Source organism: Streptomyces sp. NBC_00162, from assembly GCF_024611995.1.
GTDB lineage: Bacteria > Actinomycetota > Actinomycetes > Streptomycetales > Streptomycetaceae > Streptomyces.
In genome coordinates this window covers 518,790-538,383 of the sequence record NZ_CP102509.1, presented here as the reverse complement: position 1 = coordinate 538,383, position 19,594 = coordinate 518,790, and the positions used below count along the sequence as shown (strand labels likewise).

The following is a 19,594-nucleotide window of genomic DNA, read 5'->3' as shown; positions in this document are numbered from 1 at the left end:
GACCGACGGCAACCGGGCCCACCCCCCAAGAACCGCTGACCGGGCGTCGGGCCCGTCGGCGGGGGAGACGGCGCGTACGGGCCGGTCTTCCGGCCCGGCGAAGCCGGGCGGTGTCAGCTTGCGTCAGGCTTACCCTGCAGTGCGGCGTCGTGGGCGGCCAGTGCGGCGCGCAGCGTCAGCGCATCGGCGCCGCGGGCAGCGTCCAGTCCGGTGAACTCGGTCGCCTTGCGCAGGCGGTAGTCAACCGTGTTTGGGTGGACCTGGAGCCGGGCGGCAGCCCGGCGCCGGTCGAGGCTGCACGCGAGGAACGCGCGCAACGTGACGAGCAGCTCCGGGCGCGCATCCAGCGGGGCGAGCAGCGCAGCGAGCCCTTCCCTGGCCGGGCCGGGGCGGCTCAGCTGGTACTCGAGCAGCACATCGTCGAGCAGGTACAGTCCGGGCCCTCGGCCGGACGCCTCCGCCACCTCGCGTACCTCCCCGGCCAGCCGGGCAGCCTCCGCGACACCTTCCGGTGCTGCGGCTGCCGCCGCAGCCACCAGCTCGGCGCCGCACATCCGGCCGAGTTGTTCGACCAGCCGGGAGAGCCGGTCCCGGTCCGCACGGCCGAAGTCGGCGGCGGGCGTCTCGTACGGGATCAGTACCATCCCGCCGTCGCCGGAGAGCACGGACAGCGGCACTCCCGTCGTCTGGCGCTGAAGTTCATTGCGCAGCCGCCGGAGTTTGCGGCGCGCCGCGACCGAATGGTTCACGCCCGGCACCAGCTCGTCCGGGTGCGGTCCCACTGAGATGCTCAACACCAGGTAGCGGGGCGGCAGACGGATGCCGGCGCGGTCGGCCGCGACCTGCGGGCTGCCGCCCTCCAGCAGCCGGGACAACAGCGACTGCAGGGCGACCTGTTCGTCACTGAGCGCCGTCTGCCGCTCCTGTACGTACCCGGCTGCGACCTCGCAGCTCACTAGCCGCAGATACGCGAGCAGTTGGCGCTGGACCAGCAGCACGTCGCTCAGGTCACCCGGTTCGGCCGCCGAGAAGACCTGGGCGGCACACTCCTCCGCACCCAGGTGATAGGCACCGACCACGGCCTCCAGCGGCACACCTTCGTCGGCACGCCGGGCCGAGGACTCGCGAATCGCCGCGGCCTCAGCCTGCTCCGGCAGTTCGCCGGTGCACAGGACCGCGGCGAAGCTCCGGATGCCGAGGGTCACCTGCTTGGCGATGTCGCCGCTCAGGTGTTCCGCTGGCAGCGTTCCGTAGACGGGCAGCCGCTCGACGAGCCGTGCCATCACCGCACGCTCCAGCGCCCCGGCGGCGTCCTGAAGCCGCTTGTGGACCGGCACGCCGCCGAACTGCGGCACCGGGTCCCGTTCCACCGCGTTGGATCCGGTCACAATCCACCTCGCACATCTCTGTTCCCCGCCCCGGAGCCGCAGCCGCATACCGGCCCCATGATGTTTCCGGGACATCACCTACTGGTTGGTAACACGACTGGCCGGTGAATGGCCAGATGTGGCGGACCGCGGCCGCATCGTTCACCGCAATTGCCTGCCGGGGGCCGCCCGCCCCGACCTGACGCGCCGATGTACGGGACCTCGTGCAGGCGCGTCAGCCCCCACCCAGGAATCGAGGAACGCATGACCAAGGCAACCGTTCGCCTGATCTCCGTCGTCGTCGCCACCGCGGCGGCCATGACCGCCGCGCCGGCGGCCACCGCCGCCGAGTCCACACCGGAAGCAGCGACGGCAGCGGCGAGCGACCCGTTCTACGCCTATGGCGGCAGCGAGCCCCTGTCCGCGTTCGCGCCGGGCACAGTGCTGAAAACCCGGACGCTGCAGTACCACCTCGTCGGCATTCCCACGCCGCTCAAGGCAGTTCAACTGCTCTACCGCACCACCGACGCCCAGGGCCGCCCGGCTGCCAACGTGACCACGGTGGTGCGCAGCCCCACAGGCGACCGGAGCAAGGCGGTGTCCTACCAGTCGTTCTACGACTCGCTCAGCCCGGAAGACGGGCCATCCCGGGCGATCGCCGGAGACGTAACCCTGGGCGGCCTCATCCCAAACGTCGAGGCCCTCTTCCTGGCACCACTGCTGACGCAGGGCTACGACGTCGTCATCCCGGACACCGAGGGACAGCGAGCGAACTTCGCCGCGGGGCCGGAGTACGGGACGAACACGCTGGACTCGATCCGCGCCGCGACCAAGTCGGAAAAGACCGGCCTAAGTTCCTCCACTGCGTTCGGCCTCATGGGCTACTCCGGCGGTGCCATCGCGACCAACTGGGCGGCCGCGCTCGCGCCGAGCTACGCGCCGGACGTCAACCGCAAGCTGGTCGGGTACGCCGAGGGCGGCCTGCTCGTGGACCCGGCACACAACCTGAAGTACGTGGACGGCTCACTGGCGTGGTCGGGTGTCATTCCCATGTCGGTCATCGGAGTCTCCCGCTCCTACGGCATCGACCTCAAGTCCTATCTCAACGGCTACGGCCTGGAGGTGTACAAGGAGCTGGAGCACGGCTCCATTGTTGACGCCCTCGGGCGCTACCCCGGGCTGACCTGGAAGAAGATGGCGAAGCCGGAGTACGCCAACCCCAACTCGATTCCCGCGTTTCTGGAGGCGGTGAACAAGCTCAACCTCGGCTCCGCCGGCACCCCGTCCGTCCCCGGATTCATCGCCCAGGGCAACGCGGGCATCTTGGAAGGAACCTTCAACAACCATCCGGGAATCGGCACGGGCGACGGTGTCATGGTCGCCGGAGACGTGCGGGCGCTCGCCCGGCAGTACTGCGTCACCGGCGAGGCCGCCGTCAAGTACAGCCAGTACGAGCTGCTCAGCCACACGGGCGCGCCCGTCGTCTGGGCTCCCGTCGCGCTGAGCTGGCTGGGTGACCGCTTCGCCGGCCGGTCGGCCCCGTCCGACTGCGGCCGCATCCCCGCAGGCAACTCACTGGACCCGGAGGAGCCCGCGCCGCTGTCCTGATTTTCGTGCGAGGTTCTGCCGCGCCAACCCGCGGCAGGACCTCGCGTGAACACCAGACTAGGTCCGCTATCGCCCGCAGTGAGAGCAGTGGTTCCGGGAGTTGGTCTGGCCGGAGGTCGAAGACCTCGTGGTCGACAGAGTGGAAGCCGATGCCGAAGCAGTCCGGATCGAGGCCCGCAGTGATCGCGGCAACGTCGTCTGTCCGGACTGCGGGTCCGTCGGAACGAGAGTTCACAGCACGTGCCACTGCCGCCGGCGATGGCGTCGCGTGCTGCCGCGGTTGCGGTGGGTCAGACCAGACTGAGCTGTGCTCCCGGAGGCTGCGGCAGGAGCACGTTCCGCAGGCGGCGGATGTTTGCGCGCTTATCGGTGGCAGAGGCGCCGCCTGCCGACCGTTCACCGAAACCGTCGTGGGATGCCACTGGCACACCTTCCTCGCACCTGACTGATCAAGGCAGCACCTGGAGAATCCGGGCACCACCACGAAGACCGACGAGGACAGCAGGAGATGGATACGGGCCGGTGGCAGCGGCGATCCGCCAAAAGGAACATGTGCCAGCCCCAGATGGCTGGACCAAGACGTTCACCGATCCCCGCCTCTGCGCGGCCATCGTCGACCGCCTCACCTTCAACGGCACCATCATCGAGACCGGCACCGACTCATACCGCCTCGCCAGCACCCGAGCACGCGCCGAGCGCGCTGCAGCCAGCTGACTGGAGCCCCCTGCTGGTCCGCTGCCCCGAGGGGCAGCGGACCAGCAGGGGGCTCTGACCTGCTTCATTCTCCGAGTGCGAACGACGCCCTCTCTTGCCACTTCACCCCGTCGTGCACCATCAGTTCAACCGCCGCGACATGAGACGTGAATGGGAGCCTGCCGGCGAGGTCGGCCTCGACCTCCTCCAGGACGGCGTCTTCCTGACCTTGAGCGATGGTCAGGTGCGGCACGATCTCGGCAAACCGGCCGCCATACGGCGGGGCCTCAGGCCAACGATCAGCGATCGCCTCCGTGAGCTGCCGCAACTGCGTGTCAGGTTCGGGGACGAGATACAGCACTTCCGGGAACCGTCCACACCTCTCGAAGCGCAGGTCAAAGGCCTGGTGGCCGCCCAGCACGTCCGCGAGAGCGGAGTAGACGAGCGCATCTATTCGGCTCTCGTCGAGAAACGGGAAGAGCACGGTGACGTGGGCTGGAACGCCGGCCTGGGCTGAGGGGTCGAGCCGTTCACGCCACCCGCGGACGGCCGGCTCCGCCTCCGGGATCCGGACGATGAGCCCCGTCTGGCCCGCCTGAAACGTACTGGTGCTGTCATCTGCCATGACACCGCATGGTGTCACCTCTGCCGCAGACAGCACGGCTCCTTTTCCGCCGACCGATCACGACCGATCTCCGAAGCCGGTCGACGAGCGGGATGACCAAGGTGCTGCCGCTATTTCCCGTGAACATCCAGAGTGCCCGTGATCACTGAACGCCGCCGGAACCCACGAACAAACGCTGTCGGTTGACGGGCTCTGGCTCAACTTGTGTGGAGCAGTAACGCTGCGTGCTGCCGAAGTCCCGCTCACCCGACCCGGGGCCCAGGTGGCGTCCCGCCCGTCCCGGGATTACCGCAGGCGTATTCCGCCCCACGCCCTCAGCTGCGTGCTTGTTGCGAGAGGATGGGGTGGTGATCCGCCACGACCCTGAGATACAGGCTCTGTTCCGCCGCTATTGCGCCCCCGCGCGCCGCTATCTGAAGCTCGGCGGAGCGGTACTTCGTATGTCGCGCGAGGAGTACGAGCCCTTCGTTCATGCCCTGGCCGCTGATGCGAATGCTGTCTCCGACGCCGAGCTCACCATCCTCTTCGAAGGCAGCTGGCGCGAGCGGCGGACCGCGGCATGGCTCGCCGCAGTCTCGCGCCGTGACCACTTCCGCGAGCGTCTGGGAGCACTGCTGCTGGAGAGCGAGGTCTGCTGCGCGGGCGGAGCCTACTGCGTGGCGCTGGCGAGTTTCGGCACCGCACGGGACGCCGACCTGCTCGCCCCTTACCTGGATCACTACCTGCGCCGGCCCGACCTCGCCCTACGACCAGCCCACAGTCATGGGCGCCCTCGCGTACACCGACTCCGTCCTGCACGGCGACCGGGCCAGCCACTTCCTCCAGGAGGGCGGCCTGTGGCCGCAGTGGTTCCAGGACGCGCCCCACATGCACGGCGATGACGGCATCTCCACCCACCTGGGCGGCATTCGCCTCGCCTGCGCCGTCATCGACGAATGCGCCGACACCTGACCCCCATTGGCTTTGTTCACTTCAAAGACTCTGGCTCAACGTCTTGACGCGGCCACCCTCCTCCACGCCAGTAGGACGCGCTTGCGGAGAAGTTGGAAGCCTGCCCGCCCGAACATCTGACGCTTGAGCATCTTGATCCGCTTGACATGCCCTTCGACCGCGCCCAAGCTCCAGGGCAGGCTCAATCCGGCGATGACGGCGTCGAGGTCGCGGTCGATGCCGGCGGCGAGAGTGTGGAGGCTGGGCAGGTCGTCCTGTCGAACGGCGTCGAGCCACTCCGGGAGACGCTCGCCCTGGCGGTCAGTGAGCATGGTCGCGAAGGATCGGACGTGACGGGCCTGAGTGGAGAAAACCACTTTGGGGCGCCGGGTGAGCGTGGCAGGCTTGCGCGGTGATCGTTGAGTTGGCTCCTCGCTTCCTGACCTGGGACGACGTGGATCCCGCCCGTCAAGCCTTCGACGGCGCGTCCGTAGCGCAGACGGTGCGCTCGCTCGGCCCGGCCCGGTGTGTGCCTATCCGCCCGGACGTCCCTTCCGGGGACCCCGCGATGAGCACCTGGAGCCGTGGCGAGGCCGAGTCCTGGGCCGACGCTATGTCGTACGCCCTCGTTCAGCAGTACGGGCGCTGGACCGTCGGGTGGCGCTGGTCGCACGACGAGGGTGATTTCGACGGCGGACCGGTAGGGAACTGGTGCTGCCCACGGGACTCGATCACCACGGCGGAAGAGACACTGGCTCGTGTCGAGGCGTCTCTGCGTGAATGGCGCGAGTGGCTGGAGTACCTCACCGGCTGGTTCGAGGCGTACCCCCTGGACCTGGCCGACATCGAGGACCAGCGGATCTTGTGGGAGCGCGCGGCGAGGAATCTGATCTTGCAGGTCGTCGACCGCACCGGGTGCGGCAGCGGCTGGCACGGCCACTGCCGCCAAGTGCTCACCTGGTTCCTCAATCGCTGGGGAGTCGCGCTCGACGTGGCCCGGGGCCTGGTCGACGAGGCGATCGGTGGACGGTTCCACAGCTGGACCGGTCCTGACACAGTGGTGGTCGACGACATCGCGGAGCAGCTTGCGCTCTCTCTGCAGTGGGCCGACGGACGTACCCGCGCAGACGCGCCGACTCAGGACCACTTGCAGCGCTGGCTCGCGGTACGCGAACTGGTGCCGTGGCACGAGATCCCGGACAGCGGTACGGACGGACCGGTGGTGCCCCTTCGCGACGGCGCGGCGGAGGACATCCGGGCCTTCGACGGCGCCATCGACCCTGCCCGAGCCGAAGGCCTACTCAGCGCCCTAGAACTGCTCCGAGCCGACGCGGCACGCGGAGCGCGGCTCGACTTCGCACTGCTCAGCAGCTGGCAGCAGCACATCCTGGGCACCCCGGAGCCGCCAGGGTTTCGCAACTCGCCCGCCTTCGCCAAAGGAAGCCGGGAGCGCTACGGCATCGGACTGGACACACGTGACCGCTTCGACACGTGCCTGGCCGAGAGTGCATCCGACACCGGCCGACCTCTCGGCCTGACTGCCCGCGCCGCACGCGCCTATCTCGACGTCTGCTTCTTCCATCCCTTCGACGACGGCAACGCCCGCTCCGCCTTCCTCACTCTCGTCTTCATCCTCGCCCGCGAGGGCATCGCACTCGAGGGAGTCAGCCTCCTGCGCCGCATCACCTTCGAGGCCGACGACCCCCAGGACCCGCTGATCCTCGTCCGCTACATCAACATCCATCTTGCGGAGACCCGGCGCCGCACCGCCGACTCGACCGGCTCGGCCATCTAGGTGAGCGCCTCAGTTGGCGAACGCCGCCCACTCTGGCGCTCAGTCACGCGGGTGTGACTGAGTGCCGTAGTTGGCACCGATGGCCAACTACGGCGCTCAGTCTGACGGTGCTGCTTGCGTCAGGTGCAGCCCAGCTCCCTCAGCCTCCTGGTTGCCGCGGTGCGGGTGCCAAGGGAGCGTGTGACCAGCGGACGGGGTTGCCCTCGGGACCGCCGGTGAGCCAGGAGCCGTCGCCCAGAGGCACCATTTCGTACGGGTTGGTCGCCTCGACGGCGATCTCGGGATCGAGCGTGCCCGTGCGCACGTTGATCAGGTGGTAGCGGAACCATTCCTCCTCGTCCTGGCCCTCACCGCCCAAGGTGACGACGGCCAGGTCCGGGGTGAGGTAGCCGCCGCTCCATTCCACGAAGGTCTCCTCCGGGTCGTACCCGAAGGCTTCGACAGGCAGGGTGAAGAGCACGTCCCCGCTGGGGTGGTGGTGGAAGGCGACATCCGCCTGTCCGTGGTCGACGGTCATGAACTGCTCCCCGTCCGGCGACAGGTCGATCAGGCAGCGGTCCCACCACGGATAGGTCACGAATTCCGGCTCGCTGCCGGTCCCGGTCGCAGCTCTGAAAATGACGGAGCCGTCCTGGCCCTCACCGATGTCGAGGTAGATGCTGCCGTCCACCGGGTGCACGTGGTGGCCGGCACCGTGCCCGACTGTCCCCAGCTCCCGGCGGACAATCACCGCCCCGCTGTCGGCGTCGTGCACGACCCACTGGTCTCCGTCCCCGCGTCCTGCCATCGCGTCCGGCCGGTAGACCCACGCAGTCCGGCCGTCCAGGGACAGCGCACAGCCAGGCTGGTGACCACGGCGCACGTCGGAGTGCGGCTCGAAGGCCGACGCCCACACCAGGTCACTGGCGCGCGTGAGGCAGACGACCCCGTTCAGCGTCGTGTACACGACTCGCCCCAGATCGGCCCGAACCGCCGACTCCACAACCTCGTCGCCGGCCCGCGGCTGGAACACCGCTGCGGGCTCCAGCATCCCGAAAGCACCGGAGTCGATCACGTAGGCATGGATCCGCCCGTCTCGGTGACGGGTGATGGCCTTCAGAGGCTGCGCAGGAATCACCCGCCGAGGCTAACGCCCAGCTCAGGCGCCCGACGGGCAGGGCTGGCCTGCACGATCCCCCCATGCCGACTGCATCCAATTGGAACGGGGCGGACGGCGTCCGCTATCGCGCTCAAGTGACAACCAGCGCGATCCACCAACTGACAAAACCCTGCGCCGCACGGCGGTAGTTGGTGACGAAGCGGCCGTCACCCACGACCGCTGATTCAGGGGACTACGTGTTGGTGACCGTGACAGCTACGTCAACCACAAGGGGGACGCACACATCGCGGGCGGGTTCTCAGGTGCCAGGCGGCGTGGGGGCGGGGATCCCCGCAGTGCCCACGCGATGGCCGTCGGCGTCGAACGCGCCGATCCGAACGGCTGTGGCCGGACGGTTGGGCCATGCCTCGTAAACGGCCAGCAGGTCGGCCGTCTGCTCCGGTGGCTTGCCGCCCTCGGCGTGCGGCAGGTCGGTGTGGAGGTAGACCAGTTGCGTCTCGCCGGACTGCACGACCTGCACGGCCTTGATGTGGGTGACCGCCGCCTTGGGGCCCGTCTCAGCATTGATGGACGCCCACTGCTGAAGCTGTGCGGCACGAACAGCGTCCTCAGTGGCGTAGGCACCGTGGGGGTCGGGAGCCGGCAGAGCTGAGGGAATCCCATCGGTGTCCCTGGGTTCGCTGGTGACCGAGCACCCGCCGAGGAACAGAACCCCGAGAGCTGCAAGGACGGTGACGTGGTGGCGCTGGACAGTCAAGGGGGTGTCCTTCCGGTATGGGTGAAACGGAACTGCACCCCTGCACGTTGGACGGCAGGGGTGCAGTTCCGTTGGTGTGGGCCGAGGTCACATGACGAGCTCGTCGGCCTTGTCGCCCCAGTCCCCGCCATAGGGGTAACCGTAGTTGTGCAGGTTGGAGAGGCAACCCCCCAGGCCGGTGATGATCTGCGGGTCCCCGGCATTCCGGTGCGCCAGTCGTACAGGCTCAGTCCGCCTGACTGGTTGTTGTTGCAGGTGGACGACGCCATGTCCCGGATGCCCCAGTCGCCAAGGTTCTTGGAACCGTCACCGGACCATGTGTACTTGCGGCCGTAGTAGTTCGCGTCCATCCACAGGCAGCAGCCGAACCCGCACGAGGCGGTGCCGTCACCATCGACGAAGGCCGTGGCCTCGCCGGCGACGCGAGGAGAGAGGGTTCCGCGGTCCTTGGGTGGTGTGGGCAGAGCGCCCTTGGTCCCCCTATCCGGGCTGCGAGGTCGAGGTCCAGGAGGTGCGGCTCTCCGATCCGTTCGGGCCGATCCGGCGCGGTCAGGTCCATCTCCAGGTCAGCGAGCACCCGGTGATCGAACCGGACATGGTGCTCGGCCCCCTCATGCTCACCCAGCGCCGCGTGCTGATGGTTCCCGCGGGGCACCCCCTCGGCCAACGCGCGTCCGTGTCACTGGAGGACCTCGCGGAGGCGACGCTCCTCCCCGTCGCCGGGGCCGTGCCGCGGTACTGGCTGGACCACCACTACCCCCGGCAGACCCCGCTGGGCAGGCCCGTCCCGCACGGCCGGGCCAGTTCGTACTGGAAAGAACTACTACGGGCGCCGCGACATCATCTGGATCCCCTTTAGCGACGCCCCTCCCGTCGAGTACGGGTTCTTCTGGCCGAAGGCCGGCGAGACCGCCCGGATCCGCGTCTTCGTGGACACCGTCCACGAGCTGTGTTGAACGTGTTCAGAAAATCTGACAGCATGGCGTCCGGGAGGGCCTGCCAGGCCGGGGGGACGTGGATTCGTCTGCTTTCGGCACGAGTTGGCCATGAGATCCGGAGGTCGTTACGACATGATCATCGCCTTGTTCGTCTTCTTGTTGCTGTTGTTCCTGGGCCTGATGGTGGCTGTCGTGCCGGGTCTGCTCGTCGGGTATGCCTTCGTCGCGGTGAGCGGCAGGCTGTCGTTCGCGGCGAGGGTTTCGTTGCTGGTGGCCCTGGCGGTGGGGACGGCGGCGCTGTGGCTGTGCCTGGGGGAACCCGCCAGCATCCTGCTGCCGCTGGCCATGTTGGTGTCGTTCCTCGCGACCCTCGCCTCGGGAGCCATGTTCCTCGGGCTCGAAGCCCGCAAGCGGCGCGCACCCCGCCACCCTGCCCCGGCGTGGCAGAGCTGGTAGCCGCCCGCCCCCGTTTCAGTACAAGGTGTGACTGCCGAGCCCGGCCGACCTCAATGCGGCCGGGGTTCAGGCATGAGCCGACCAGCTTCGCCCGGGGTCACGGGCACATCCAGCTCAGCTGGATGCCGGCCCGCCACCGGCACGGCGGAGCGGGCAGTTCACCAGCGCCGACGGTGAGGCGCATCGGCGCCGCCCGGGCCGGCGCTCGCGTACGCGTATGCGACTTGTGCGGTGTGACGCTCCCAACTCGCCCTGACATATGGCGGCCCCCGTTGGTTGCTCGGAAGCCGCGTCTGAGGCTTGCATGACAAAAATGAGCTGGCCTCGGACAGGTTCTGATTTATGAAATCTGTGCGGTCAGGGGCTTGTCGCTTCGGGCGGGGCTGCCCGAAGCGACGGTGCCCCCGTGCTCGTCGTCACCTTGCGGCCCAGTCGTCGCTGGTGCCTCCGCGGTTTAAGCGGCGCCGGTCTTGTCGTTGATCTGGAAGGTGATTACGTCGACTTCGTCGGTTCCCGCCAGATCTGGGTAGTGGCCCTTGAGGCCTTCCCGGAGTTCGGCTGCGGTCGTCAGCCCCTCGGCTTGGGCGTCCTGGTTGGTGAGGTCGCTGACCAGGCAGTGCCTGATGCCGGTAACCTCTGCCGGCAGGACGACTTCGGGGTCGCTCTCGAACACCAGCCGTGCCGGCCCGAGCTGGGCCGGGTCCCGGAAGCGGGTGGTCTTGGTCTTGGCGCCGGAGCGGACGTCTTCGAGGTAGCGGGGGTTGAACCGGATGATCGGGGGACCGGCCGTCTCGGGGTCTTGGTAGAGCGATGGGTCGAGACCGTTCATGCCTTCCGGGGTCCATCGCTGAGTCAGCGGCATCAGGTCGGCGGCGAGAACGGACCTGGGCCCCGCGGGCGTGGGCACGATGACGCGCATGGTGGGGTAGTAGTCCACGAAGACCTGCCGATCGCGCCCGCACGGGCCGATGACCCCGCGCCCGTGGTTTCCCACGGCAACGATGCAGCGCATCTGGCGGGCGCCCTGGGCTCGTGCGGCTCCCAGAGCCACGAGTTCGGCGCAGGGTCCGCCGGTGAAGTGGTAGAGGTTCACGCCGGCGAACATCCGGTAGTCGGCGGCCATGACCGCGGCGCCCATCGTGTGGATGCCGTCTTCGTCGGGCCCGGCGTCGGTATGCGCGTCTATCGTGCGGCGTGCCAGCTCCACGAGCTCACGCTCGTCATCATCGAGAGCTCGTGCAGATGACGGTACGTACACGTTTTCAGCCTTCCCTTTCGTCAGCAGTCGCCAAGATCATTCCACGCCATGCAGGTGGGCTCCACGGGATTTCGGCTTGCCTTGACTGGGCCCCGATGGTGGCCTGTGGGCAGGGATGGAGCGCCCTGGCTGAGGCTGGTCGTGGTCACGGACGACGATCCCGGGCCGCGGCTCTGCCGTGGCTGTGGTGGCCCATTGATGCCGACGGTGAAGGCGGCGGCGGTGTTCTGCACGTCGGTGGGGTGTGACCGAGGTGCGCGCCAAAGGGGCAACGAGATGATCTTGAAGCCCTGAGCGCTCGGCCCCCGTATTTCAGAGGGACACGAGGGACACAAGGGACGCGCACGCTGTTCTGCCAGCGGCAGAACACCGGCCGGACCGGGCTCGACGATCACTACAGTCCAGTCTCATGACGACGATCACGACGCGTACGGTCGAGTACCCGGCGGATGGTTTGACGATGATCGGGCACCTCGCGCTCCCGGCCGGTGTCGACCGCCGGCCCGCGGTGCTGCTCGGACCAGAGGGCATGGGACTCAGCGACGTCGAGCGCCGCCGGGCCGATGCTCTCGCCGAGCTGGGATACGTAGCGCTGGCCTTCGACCTTCACGGCGGGCGCTACTTGGGCGACCCCGAGGAGATGCTGGCCCGTTGCCTGCCGCTGCTCGCCGACCCCGACCGGATGCGGGGCATCGGCCATGCGGCACTCGACGTGTTGCGCACCGAACCGCGGACCGACCCCGACCGGATCGCCGCCGTCGGCTACGGCACCGGGGGCGCCATCGCGCTGGAACTCGGGCGCGACGGCGTCAACCTGCGCGCGATCGGGACAGTCAACGCAACTACCACGGGCCGACCGGGCGAGGCGGCGCGCATTCGCTGCTCGGTGTGGGCCGGGGTCGGGTCGGAAGACCCGATCATGCCGCCCGCGCAACGAAACGCGTTCACCGCCGAGATGCAGGCCGCGGGCGTCGACTGGCGCCTCACGGTCTACGGTGGCGCCTTGCACGCCTTCCACCACCCGCCGGTCGACCACCCCACGGTCCCCGGCGTCGGCTACCACCCACAGCACGCGCAGCGAGCCTGGCGCGACGTCGTCGACCTGCTCGCCGAGTGCCTGCCCGTGACGGAGGATCTGGGGGCATGAGTGGCATGGGTGGGGTGTTGTGGTGCATTACCGTCGTGGGGCAGGTTTGGTGAATGGACAGCGGAGGGGTAGTGGCGACGTTAGGGGGCAGCAGGAGTTGGACGCGCGGGTTGAGTTCCGGGGTTTCGGGTTTCAGGAGTCGGACGACAGTCTGGTGCCGGTGCCTTTCCCCGATGACTTCCGGTGGGGGGTGTTCCTGCAAGAACACGTTCGGCGGTTCGACCTGTTCAGTGCCGGCCACACCCACACTGCCTCCGTCAGCGTCCGGGTCTGGGACAGCCGGCCCGACGCTGAAGACGGTGACTGGGAGGAGCAGGCGGAAGCCGACTACGAGTCGGTCACGGGCGATGTGGCCGTGTGGGGCTGGGGCCGTTCCGAGGAGCTGATCCGGCTGGGGCGGGCCGGGATGTGGCGGGTGCGTGTGTGCTGTGCGGGAAGGGCCGAGGTCGAGAGCATGACGCGGTCTGAGGGCACGGCTTACGGGGTAGAGCGGTACAGAATTGATTTCTGGCCGAAGGCGCAGTGAGGGCGGGCCCGTCTTGGACGGGCCCGGCTTCCGGCTGTACTGGGTCAGCTGATCTCCACGATGAAGCTGTCTTCGAGTCCGTCGATGATGCGGTTGTTGTTGTGGAAGCCGCGCAGCACCTGGGCCGGGCCTACGGGCTCGGGTAGGTTCAGCGTCCAGTAGCCACTGAGGTTTTCTCAACGGCGTGGAGGGTCCATGAATGCTTGAGCAATGTCTGCGGGTAGAAGCATTCGATGAGCAGAGTCGAGACTCGGCGAGCAGCGACCCGGTCCGCCGGGTAGCCGCACCCTACCCGGCGGACCGGGGGCCCCGGCATGTCGAGTGAGAGCCAACGGGGTTATTGGCACAGGTAGTTCAGGAATGCTGTGGCATCGACTCCAGGTGCGTGGTCGGACAGGAGTGCGGCGAGCCGGTCGTGATAGGTGGGCGGCCAGCTTTCGTCGTCGTCCTCGTCCTCACCGGGGCGGTTGAGGTGCTCCACGACGTAGGCCTGGGTGAGGCAAGCCAGCAGCATGAGGAAGTCAGCCGGCGTAGGGGCAATCCAGAACGGCTTCCATGAGCCCGTGCCGTGGATTGCAATGCCGACTCGGGTGCCCGGCACTGCGGTGTCGGCGATGAACGGATCACCTGAGTGGTTGGCGATGACCACCCACTCGTCCGGCCACTCGTTCAGGCGGTGCCCGTCGTTGCCGTGCCAGCGGTAGCAGGACTGGTAGGACACCAGGTCCCGAGCAGGGGCGAGTGTGATCCCCCGAGCGGGGCGGGGATATTGACCGTGTCGAGTGGCCCGGAAGTCCCGTAGAGGTTCCGCAGTTCCCCCGACAACGGCAGGTCCCGAGTCACCGTCTGAAGATCGGCAGCCGGGCAAGGCCCGAACCCTGCCCTGACGCCGGCACGATGCAGCATTTCGATCAGCATCGCATTCGCTGACCCGATCACCTCTTCAGGGTTCGGCATGCTGCGGAGCATACGACTGATTCTCAGCGGTGATCACTTCCAGATGCCGTTGAGCACGAGGGTGGCGCGGGCGATGTCGCCAATCCGGCTGGGGCTGAGCGTGACGTGCTGCAGAGTGCGCCATCGTTGCTTGAGCTCGGCGGCGGTGCGCTCGCCGAGGGCGCGGACGTGCCGCAGCAGGGTGTTGAACATGCGGGTGTCGACGTGAAGTGCCCGTTCGGACTTGCCCTTTGGGCGTCGCACAGGGATGCGGATACCGATGCCCGCGCCGATGTAGCCCTTGTCCGCCAGCGTCGGCAGGCCGTCGGCCGCCGCCTTGTACAACGCGGGCAGGGCGTGGATACGGGCAGCGGTGATGTCGGGGGTGGAGCCCGGCTCGACCTCGGAGACCCACAGCGGAGTGCCGTCCGGGGCGGACAGGAACTGGATGTTGCCGCCGAACGCCTTGTGCTTCTGGCTGAACCACAGGTCGTTGCCGTTCTCGCGGACGCCGGCCAGGCGGTCGGATTCGATCAGTGTGCCGTCGAGGATGACGTGTGTCATGCCTTCGCGCTGCAGGTCGGCGTGGTCGCTGACGGTGATCTGGAAGTCGGGGGAGAGTCCGGTAACGACCTGGCGCATGGGCTGGAAGAGGCGGGTGACGGTCACGCGGTCTTCGTCCAGTGCTCTAGCCGTCCCCGTGCTTTGGCTATGTCGGAGGGGTAGTAGGGCTGGGTCGGCTAGTCACCCTCCGGCCCGCCGTGACGGCTCGTGCCGCGCTCGTCGTCGAAGCGGTGCGAGTGACGGCGCCGAGGCCGCCGCTCGACGGTTGCTGCCGTGACTGTCAGAGCCGGCGTCTAGCCTTCCGGCCATGGGACTTCATATTTCGGTTGGCATGCTTCAGAACATGGCCGGCGTCGAGGAGCACGAGGCGCTCGTACGCTGGCAGGAGAGATTCGACCTTCTCAGCCGGGCCTTGGCCGATGAGGGAATCGTCTGGCAGGAGCCGGCGTTGGACGAGCCGGCACGTGTGCGTTTCATAAGTTTCCCCACCAGCCACCTGCACCACCTGCGCCGCGTCTTCGTGCTGGCGGCCCGGGGCGAGTCCGTCACGTCCGCATCGGCCATCAGCGCTGAGCGGTACGAGCGCGACGAGGACAAGGTCTTCGACGAGTCAACGATGATGAGCTCCCACCTGCTGTGCCACTCGGACAGTGCGGGCTTCTACGTGCCGGTCGACTTTGACGATCCACTCTTCCTACCGGCGGAGAAGCAGGTGGAGGGCGGCGGGATGGTCGGTTCCAGCCAGCAGCTGCTCGCCGAACTGTGCGGCTTCGCTCCCGCCATCGGAGTCCGGCTCGACCGGGACCGGCACCTCTCCGACGAGGAGAGCGCCCGCCTGGACACCGCATCCGACGACCTCTTCCACATGGAGAGGTTTGCCTGGCACCAGCTGTACCAGGTGTGCCGCACGAGTATCGCCACCGGTCGCGCCGTCGTGTTCCACTGACCGGCGCGGTGGTTGATGCTGCGGTTCCAGTCCCTGCCGGGCGTGGATGTCCTGTCGCGTTCGGCGCTGGTGTGGGCGAAGTGATCGTTTCCGCGGTGAATCCAGCCGCCCACACGGGTGAGTTGGCTGCTCACGCGCTGTCGCAGACCACGAGGGCGGCGCTAGACCCACTCATGTGATCAAGAACCTGATGCGGCGCGGCCTGCCCGCGTTTGTCCTCGCTGTCCTGTCTGTGCTCGGCGCCGCTCCCGCCTCCCACGCCCTGGACGCGTGGCCGGCCGCGGCTGCCACGCCCGTTTCGGGTCTGTACGGTCAACGGTGGATCTTCGAAGAGGAAGTGACACCTGATGACAGACGTGACCGTGTCGGCGGAAACCGTGGCGGAAGTGCAGCCGTCCGGGTTGGCGCCGGACGTTCTGCATGACCAGCTGATCAGTCAGCTGGTTGACCGGGCCAAGGCCGACGGGATCAAGCTGACGGGCCAGGGTGGTCTGCTCCAGCAGTTGACGAAGAGGATTCTCGAGTCGGCTCTGGAAGGCGAGATCACCGACCACCTCGGGGACGAGAAGCATGAGAAGGCCGGCTCGGGCAACACCCGGAACGGGACCCGGTCCAAGACCTCGGTGACCGAGGTCGGCCCGGTCGTGCTCGAGGTTCCGCGGGATCGGGAGAGGCGCTCACACAGCGGATCTTCGGGAGCCGCCGCGCCGGTGGCCAGCCCACCGAGGTCCTCCTGAACTTCAACGCCAACGCCGTACGCCGCATAGGTGGCCTGCTCACCAGCACAAAGGACACCCCAGGGAAACCGGCGACCCTCAAAGCACTGGACGACGCCTGCGGCGGAGACTGGTGGCAGCAGGAGTTCCTGGACTCCGAGAGCAACCCTGAAGCCGTCGAACGCATTACCGCAGGCTTCGCCAGGCGGGTCGGCCAATTCGTTGGTGCAGGCGCTTACACCGTAGACGTCCGCAACCGGGTGAACCTCCAGGTCGCCTACAACCTGGTCTTCTTCAGCCGTCACAGGGACGGCCTCCGGCTCTTCGGCGAAGCAGCCAGCCGCGCCCAGGTGGAATGGCGCCGCGCCTGCCTCCCACCGAACACCCCCGACATGTTCTTCAACCCGGCTGACACCTTCGACCAGGAGGAAGAGGTCCGCCGCCTCGGATGGATCAAGATGATCCGCGCGAACCTGGAGGGCCTCCTCCATAAGCACGGCAGCTTCGTCGTGGGGCCCCGGACCGCCACTCTGTCCGGGGCCGACGGTGGTCAGTCGCAGTCGGCCTTGATGACGCGCAGGACGTCGTCGGCAAGCTGCTGCGGGTGGGCGGTTTTCAGGGACGTGCCCAGGGTCTTCCAGCGGTCGAACACCGTAGAGCCATCCGGCAGCTCGTGGCCGTCCGACTCCTTGTGGAGCGACCATTCCGAGTCGCCCCGGCCGAAGTTGTACTCCTCGCCGTCGGCGAGGATCGTGACGAAGCAACCGCACCCGAACCCGCCGTCGTCCTCCGGGTCGTACTCGCCGTCCTCGTGGACAGAGGTCAGCGTCACTGCTCCGTCGTGCTGGTTGGTGAGCAGGGCGGCCACGGCCACCACGGTCTCGTGGGCGTCGGCCGGCACCGGGGCCGAACTCGGGGCGGCGTGCAGGGCGCGTACGGTAGTGGAGGCGTGCCGGGCGACCAGGTCGTGGAGCGTGTCGGACACCGACCGCAGACTCTGCAATGCGTCCCCCAGGTTTGCTGGCTGCCCGGCACCGGCCGGGGCGACCAGTTCGGCCTCGCCGCGTTCGACGATCCGCCCGACCGCGCGCCCGAGTTCCTGGAGCGCGTCGGCGCTGGACTGGAGCTGGACGAAGAGGGCCGAGGCGACAGTCGCGGCGTCCTGCGGGGTGTAGAGGGACCACGGGCTCGACAAGGCCTGAACCGTGGCTTCAGCGGTCTCGGCCGCAGTGCAGGCCATCTCCACCGAGTCCTCGGGATCGTGCATGCCGTATTCGACCGCGGTACGGACCTCCGAGACGAGGCCGTTCTGTTCCTCGGCAGCCTGTTTGTACAGGTCGTTCCAAGGAGTCGCGTCGTCAAGGTGGGCGGCCGATGCCGGGTTGATAAGCATGCTGTGGATCCTGTCAGACCTGATCCCCCCGGTGAGGCCGTCAGCCGCCCCTAGGGTGTCACCCGTTCGGGCGCCGACGGGTGCCGAGCGCACGGGCCGAGCGGAGGCTGGGCACATGTCCGCCAAGCTGATCGTCTACCCGCCGGACGCACAGGGCTGGCGCCGGGTCCGCTACGACGGCACCGCCATCGGGGTCGCCCACCGCCCGGCCGACATCCGCGTGTTCCTCGCCGCGGCCGGGCTGGAGAACGCCGAGTACGTTGACCTCACCGACCCCGACTTCGTGGAGTGGAGAGGCGCTGGCCCCGAGGAGTGGGGACCGTCCGCGTGAGGAACGGACTGCCTTGCTAGACGCCGGACAGCCATCCGGCACCGAAACCCGAGAGGTCTATCCGCTCAGTTCCTGCCTGGTTCCCCGGCCCGCATCGACCCCCGGTGCATGCCGGGCGCTGGCCAGGTGTGATCCTCAACCCGGCGCGGCAACGAGCGAGCAAGAAGGCGGGCAGTGGACGAGATCGGTGACATCTGGATACTGGCGGCGGGCGAGAAGAAGCACGACCAGGCCACCGCGTGGCGTAGCGGTGGATATGTCGCCGCCAGCTACCAGGAGGCTGGGGAGATACCGCCCAACGCCTCGTACCGCGAAGCCTTCGACATCCTCGCCGCTGGCTACCCGGACGCGAGCGAGAGGACGGTGGGGCAGTACGCGACGCAGCTGACGGCCTTCCTCTCGGACGAGCGGAAAGGCGAGTGGGTCTTGATCGCCGACGGCGAGACAGTCCACCTCGGCATCATGGGCGGTCCGGTGACCTACACCGCAGACGGGGGACGCTTCCCGCGCCACCGCCCCGTCGACTGGAAGATCGAGCATCCACGCTCGGAGCTGCCTCAGTATGCGACGCAGACCGCTGGCTGCACCTTCCAGCGGAACGCAGCGGAACGCAACCGCGCTCCCGTCGTCGCACTCATCGAGGAGCACCTGGCGAAGGAAGCCGGACCGGCCCTCGTCGGCGTCCCTTACCGCAAGGCCGACGAGGACATCACCACCGCGCCCGCCGTCCCGTCCGCCCCGGACCCGGCTCTTACTACGACCGCGCTCCGCACGCACGCTAAGTTGCAGAACCGTTTGGCGAAGGAGGCGAAGCGCCGCGGGCTTCTGCCCCGGTCCCCGCAGGCCGGTGAACCGCGGTACGACCTGGCCCTCACCGACCCGGCCGGCGAGCACCTGACCCTGTGCGAGGTGAAGTCTTTGCCCGCAGCCGCCGAGGACTCCGTACAGCTGCGAGCGGGCCTGGCCCAACTCCTCGACTACGCCGACCACTTCCGCGACCACGAGCAGCTGCGCCGCGTGCTCTGGGTCGAACGCGCCCCTGCCGACGTGGACAAGTGGACGCGGATCTGCGCGGCTTCGGGGATCGTCCTGGGCTGGCCCGGCATTGAGGACGTCGTGTTCGGCTGAGCCGGCCGCGCGCCAGACGTACACGTGGCGCGCCGAGGTACGGCCGCGGGCCGGCAACCCCGCGGGTCCACCCGAACGCGAAGGAGGCCCCCGCTCGGATCGAGCGGGGGCCTTCATGTGGATCGAAGCTGCACGGACCGATCAGGCGGCCTTGCGGATGTACCGGGCGCGCACGGTCTCGGTGGTGACGCCGTACGGCCGCGCGATCCGCCTGACCGTCCTCGACGAGCACGGCACCGCACCGCAGATCCTCATCAGCCACATCGAGCTCTGAGAGGTTGTTGTCTTTCCGGGCTTGAGGACTGCGTTCTCGCTGGTCAGGCATAAGGTCGGCGGTCTCGTGGCAGTGGTGTCGTGTCGTGTCGTTGCTTTGGTGGAGGT

The 19,594-nt window shown here is 68.2% G+C and carries 19 protein-coding genes and 4 pseudogenes; 14 read left to right on the top strand and 9 right to left on the bottom strand.

The window, feature by feature from the left end; genetic code table 11:
* Window positions 1–113: 113 nt before the first annotated feature.
* Window positions 114–1,388 (bottom strand): PucR family transcriptional regulator, encoded by a 1,275-nt coding sequence (locus JIW86_RS03005; protein WP_257552364.1) that lies wholly within the window; start codon window positions 1,386–1,388, stop codon window positions 114–116.
* Between the two features lie 243 nt (window positions 1,389–1,631).
* Here JIW86_RS03005 and JIW86_RS03000 point away from each other — a divergent pair, with 243 nt between their 5' ends.
* Together JIW86_RS03000 and JIW86_RS41550 are read left to right on the top strand one after the other, a co-directional pair.
* Window positions 1,632–2,975 carry a lipase family protein gene (locus JIW86_RS03000; protein ID WP_257552363.1) on the top strand — a complete coding sequence of 448 codons (1,344 nt, stop codon included), beginning with the start codon at window positions 1,632–1,634 and terminating at the stop codon, window positions 2,973–2,975.
* Window positions 2,976–3,542: 567 nt separating this feature from the next.
* Window positions 3,543–3,689, top strand: a pseudogene (locus JIW86_RS41550) (ATP-binding protein); the annotation flags it as partial.
* A gap of 64 nt (window positions 3,690–3,753) precedes the next feature.
* On the opposite strand, the gene JIW86_RS02990 reads toward JIW86_RS41550, so the two are convergent.
* Window positions 3,754–4,293 (bottom strand): 2'-5' RNA ligase family protein, encoded by a 540-nt coding sequence (locus JIW86_RS02990; RefSeq protein ID WP_257552362.1) that lies wholly within the window; start codon window positions 4,291–4,293, stop codon window positions 3,754–3,756.
* Window positions 4,294–4,733: 440 nt separating this feature from the next.
* On the opposite strand from JIW86_RS02990, the pseudogene JIW86_RS02985 reads away from it, so the two are divergent.
* Window positions 4,734–4,973, top strand: a pseudogene (locus JIW86_RS02985) (DUF6000 family protein); the annotation flags it as partial.
* An 82-nt stretch (window positions 4,974–5,055) separates the two neighbouring features.
* A complete protein-coding gene (locus tag JIW86_RS02980) occupies window positions 5,056–5,244 on the top strand; it encodes a DUF6000 family protein (RefSeq protein WP_257552361.1) in 189 nt (62 codons plus the stop codon).
* 35 nt (window positions 5,245–5,279) lie between these two features.
* Here the strand turns inward: JIW86_RS02980 and JIW86_RS02975 are convergent.
* Window positions 5,280–5,576 (bottom strand): annotated as a pseudogene (locus JIW86_RS02975) (transposase); the annotation flags it as partial.
* A gap of 215 nt (window positions 5,577–5,791) precedes the next feature.
* On the opposite strand from JIW86_RS02975, the gene JIW86_RS02970 reads away from it, so the two are divergent.
* The gene (locus tag JIW86_RS02970) at window positions 5,792–7,018 is read left to right on the top strand and encodes a cell filamentation protein Fic (RefSeq protein ID WP_322975482.1); all 1,227 of its coding nucleotides are present in this window, start codon (window positions 5,792–5,794) and stop codon (window positions 7,016–7,018) included.
* A gap of 139 nt (window positions 7,019–7,157) precedes the next feature.
* Here the strand turns inward: JIW86_RS02970 and JIW86_RS02965 are convergent, their stop codons facing one another.
* Complete coding sequence (locus JIW86_RS02965; RefSeq protein ID WP_257552360.1) at window positions 7,158–8,135, bottom strand: hypothetical protein; 978 nt, start codon at window positions 8,133–8,135, stop codon at window positions 7,158–7,160.
* 280 nt (window positions 8,136–8,415) lie between these two features.
* On the bottom strand, window positions 8,416–8,874 hold the full coding sequence (locus JIW86_RS02960) for a hypothetical protein (protein ID WP_257552359.1): 459 nt from the start codon (window positions 8,872–8,874) through the stop codon (window positions 8,416–8,418).
* A gap of 451 nt (window positions 8,875–9,325) precedes the next feature.
* Here JIW86_RS02960 and JIW86_RS02955 point away from each other — a divergent pair, with 451 nt between their 5' ends.
* Entirely contained in the window at window positions 9,326–9,733 is a 408-nt protein-coding gene (locus tag JIW86_RS02955) for a substrate-binding domain-containing protein (RefSeq protein WP_257552358.1), read from the top strand.
* A 211-nt stretch (window positions 9,734–9,944) separates the two neighbouring features.
* The gene (locus JIW86_RS02950) at window positions 9,945–10,268 is read left to right on the top strand and encodes a hypothetical protein (RefSeq protein ID WP_257552357.1); all 324 of its coding nucleotides are present in this window, start codon (window positions 9,945–9,947) and stop codon (window positions 10,266–10,268) included.
* Window positions 10,269–10,722: 454 nt separating this feature from the next.
* Here the strand turns inward: JIW86_RS02950 and JIW86_RS41545 are convergent, their stop codons facing one another.
* Window positions 10,723–11,475, bottom strand: coding sequence for an ASCH domain-containing protein (locus JIW86_RS41545; RefSeq protein WP_322975481.1), 753 nt, complete (start codon window positions 11,473–11,475; stop codon window positions 10,723–10,725).
* A gap of 460 nt (window positions 11,476–11,935) precedes the next feature.
* Here JIW86_RS41545 and JIW86_RS02935 point away from each other — a divergent pair, with 460 nt between their 5' ends.
* Window positions 11,936–12,673 (top strand): dienelactone hydrolase family protein, encoded by a 738-nt coding sequence (locus JIW86_RS02935; protein WP_257552356.1) that lies wholly within the window; start codon window positions 11,936–11,938, stop codon window positions 12,671–12,673.
* 97 nt (window positions 12,674–12,770) lie between these two features.
* Window positions 12,771–13,199, top strand: coding sequence for a hypothetical protein (locus JIW86_RS02930; protein ID WP_257552355.1), 429 nt, complete (start codon window positions 12,771–12,773; stop codon window positions 13,197–13,199).
* A gap of 337 nt (window positions 13,200–13,536) precedes the next feature.
* Here JIW86_RS02930 and JIW86_RS02925 read toward each other — a convergent pair whose 3' ends face one another.
* Together JIW86_RS02925 and JIW86_RS02920 are read right to left on the bottom strand one after the other, a co-directional pair.
* On the bottom strand, window positions 13,537–13,920 hold the full coding sequence (locus tag JIW86_RS02925) for a hypothetical protein (protein ID WP_257552354.1): 384 nt from the start codon (window positions 13,918–13,920) through the stop codon (window positions 13,537–13,539).
* Between the two features lie 269 nt (window positions 13,921–14,189).
* Window positions 14,190–14,804, bottom strand: a complete 615-nt coding sequence (locus JIW86_RS02920; protein ID WP_257552353.1) for a transposase family protein — start codon at window positions 14,802–14,804, stop codon at window positions 14,190–14,192.
* A gap of 226 nt (window positions 14,805–15,030) precedes the next feature.
* On the opposite strand from JIW86_RS02920, the gene JIW86_RS02915 reads away from it, so the two are divergent.
* Window positions 15,031–15,645, top strand: coding sequence for a hypothetical protein (locus JIW86_RS02915; protein WP_257552352.1), 615 nt, complete (start codon window positions 15,031–15,033; stop codon window positions 15,643–15,645).
* A 347-nt stretch (window positions 15,646–15,992) separates the two neighbouring features.
* Window positions 15,993–16,316: pseudogene (locus JIW86_RS02910) on the top strand (transposase); the annotation flags it as partial.
* Between the two features lie 595 nt (window positions 16,317–16,911).
* Here the strand turns inward: JIW86_RS02910 and JIW86_RS02905 are convergent.
* Complete coding sequence (locus JIW86_RS02905; protein WP_257552351.1) at window positions 16,912–17,754, bottom strand: hypothetical protein; 843 nt, start codon at window positions 17,752–17,754, stop codon at window positions 16,912–16,914.
* A 115-nt stretch (window positions 17,755–17,869) separates the two neighbouring features.
* Here JIW86_RS02905 and JIW86_RS02900 point away from each other — a divergent pair, with 115 nt between their 5' ends.
* The 3 genes from JIW86_RS02900 to JIW86_RS02890 all read left to right on the top strand — a co-directional run bounded on the left by JIW86_RS02900 (window position 17,870) and on the right by JIW86_RS02890 (window position 19,487).
* A complete protein-coding gene (locus JIW86_RS02900; protein WP_257552350.1) occupies window positions 17,870–18,085 on the top strand; it encodes a hypothetical protein in 216 nt (71 codons plus the stop codon).
* A gap of 174 nt (window positions 18,086–18,259) precedes the next feature.
* A complete protein-coding gene (locus JIW86_RS02895) occupies window positions 18,260–19,213 on the top strand; it encodes a hypothetical protein (protein ID WP_257552349.1) in 954 nt (317 codons plus the stop codon).
* A gap of 115 nt (window positions 19,214–19,328) precedes the next feature.
* Window positions 19,329–19,487 (top strand): hypothetical protein, encoded by a 159-nt coding sequence (locus JIW86_RS02890; RefSeq protein ID WP_257552348.1) that lies wholly within the window; start codon window positions 19,329–19,331, stop codon window positions 19,485–19,487.
* Window positions 19,488–19,594: the final 107 nt, after the last annotated feature.

What these genes read in the sequence shown, in the direction of transcription:
- JIW86_RS03000 (WP_257552363.1), top strand. Translation starts at nt 1,632, where the DNA reads ATGACCAAGGCAACCGTTCGCCTGATCTCCGTCGTCGTCGCCACCGCG.
- JIW86_RS02935 (WP_257552356.1), top strand. Translation starts at nt 11,936, where the DNA reads ATGACGACGATCACGACGCGTACGGTCGAGTACCCGGCGGATGGTTTG.
- JIW86_RS02915 (WP_257552352.1), top strand. Translation starts at nt 15,031, where the DNA reads ATGCTTCAGAACATGGCCGGCGTCGAGGAGCACGAGGCGCTCGTACGC.
- JIW86_RS02970 (WP_322975482.1), top strand. Translation starts at nt 5,792, where the DNA reads ATGAGCACCTGGAGCCGTGGCGAGGCCGAGTCCTGGGCCGACGCTATG.
- JIW86_RS02950 (WP_257552357.1), top strand. Translation starts at nt 9,945, where the DNA reads ATGATCATCGCCTTGTTCGTCTTCTTGTTGCTGTTGTTCCTGGGCCTG.
- JIW86_RS02980 (WP_257552361.1), top strand. Translation starts at nt 5,056, where the DNA reads ATGGGCGCCCTCGCGTACACCGACTCCGTCCTGCACGGCGACCGGGCC.
- JIW86_RS02900 (WP_257552350.1), top strand. Translation starts at nt 17,870, where the DNA reads ATGTCCGCCAAGCTGATCGTCTACCCGCCGGACGCACAGGGCTGGCGC.
- JIW86_RS02990 (WP_257552362.1), bottom strand. Translation starts at nt 4,293, where the DNA reads ATGGCAGATGACAGCACCAGTACGTTTCAGGCGGGCCAGACGGGGCTC.
- JIW86_RS02905 (WP_257552351.1), bottom strand. Translation starts at nt 17,754, where the DNA reads ATGCTTATCAACCCGGCATCGGCCGCCCACCTTGACGACGCGACTCCT.
- JIW86_RS02890 (WP_257552348.1), top strand. Translation starts at nt 19,329, where the DNA reads ATGTGGATCGAAGCTGCACGGACCGATCAGGCGGCCTTGCGGATGTAC.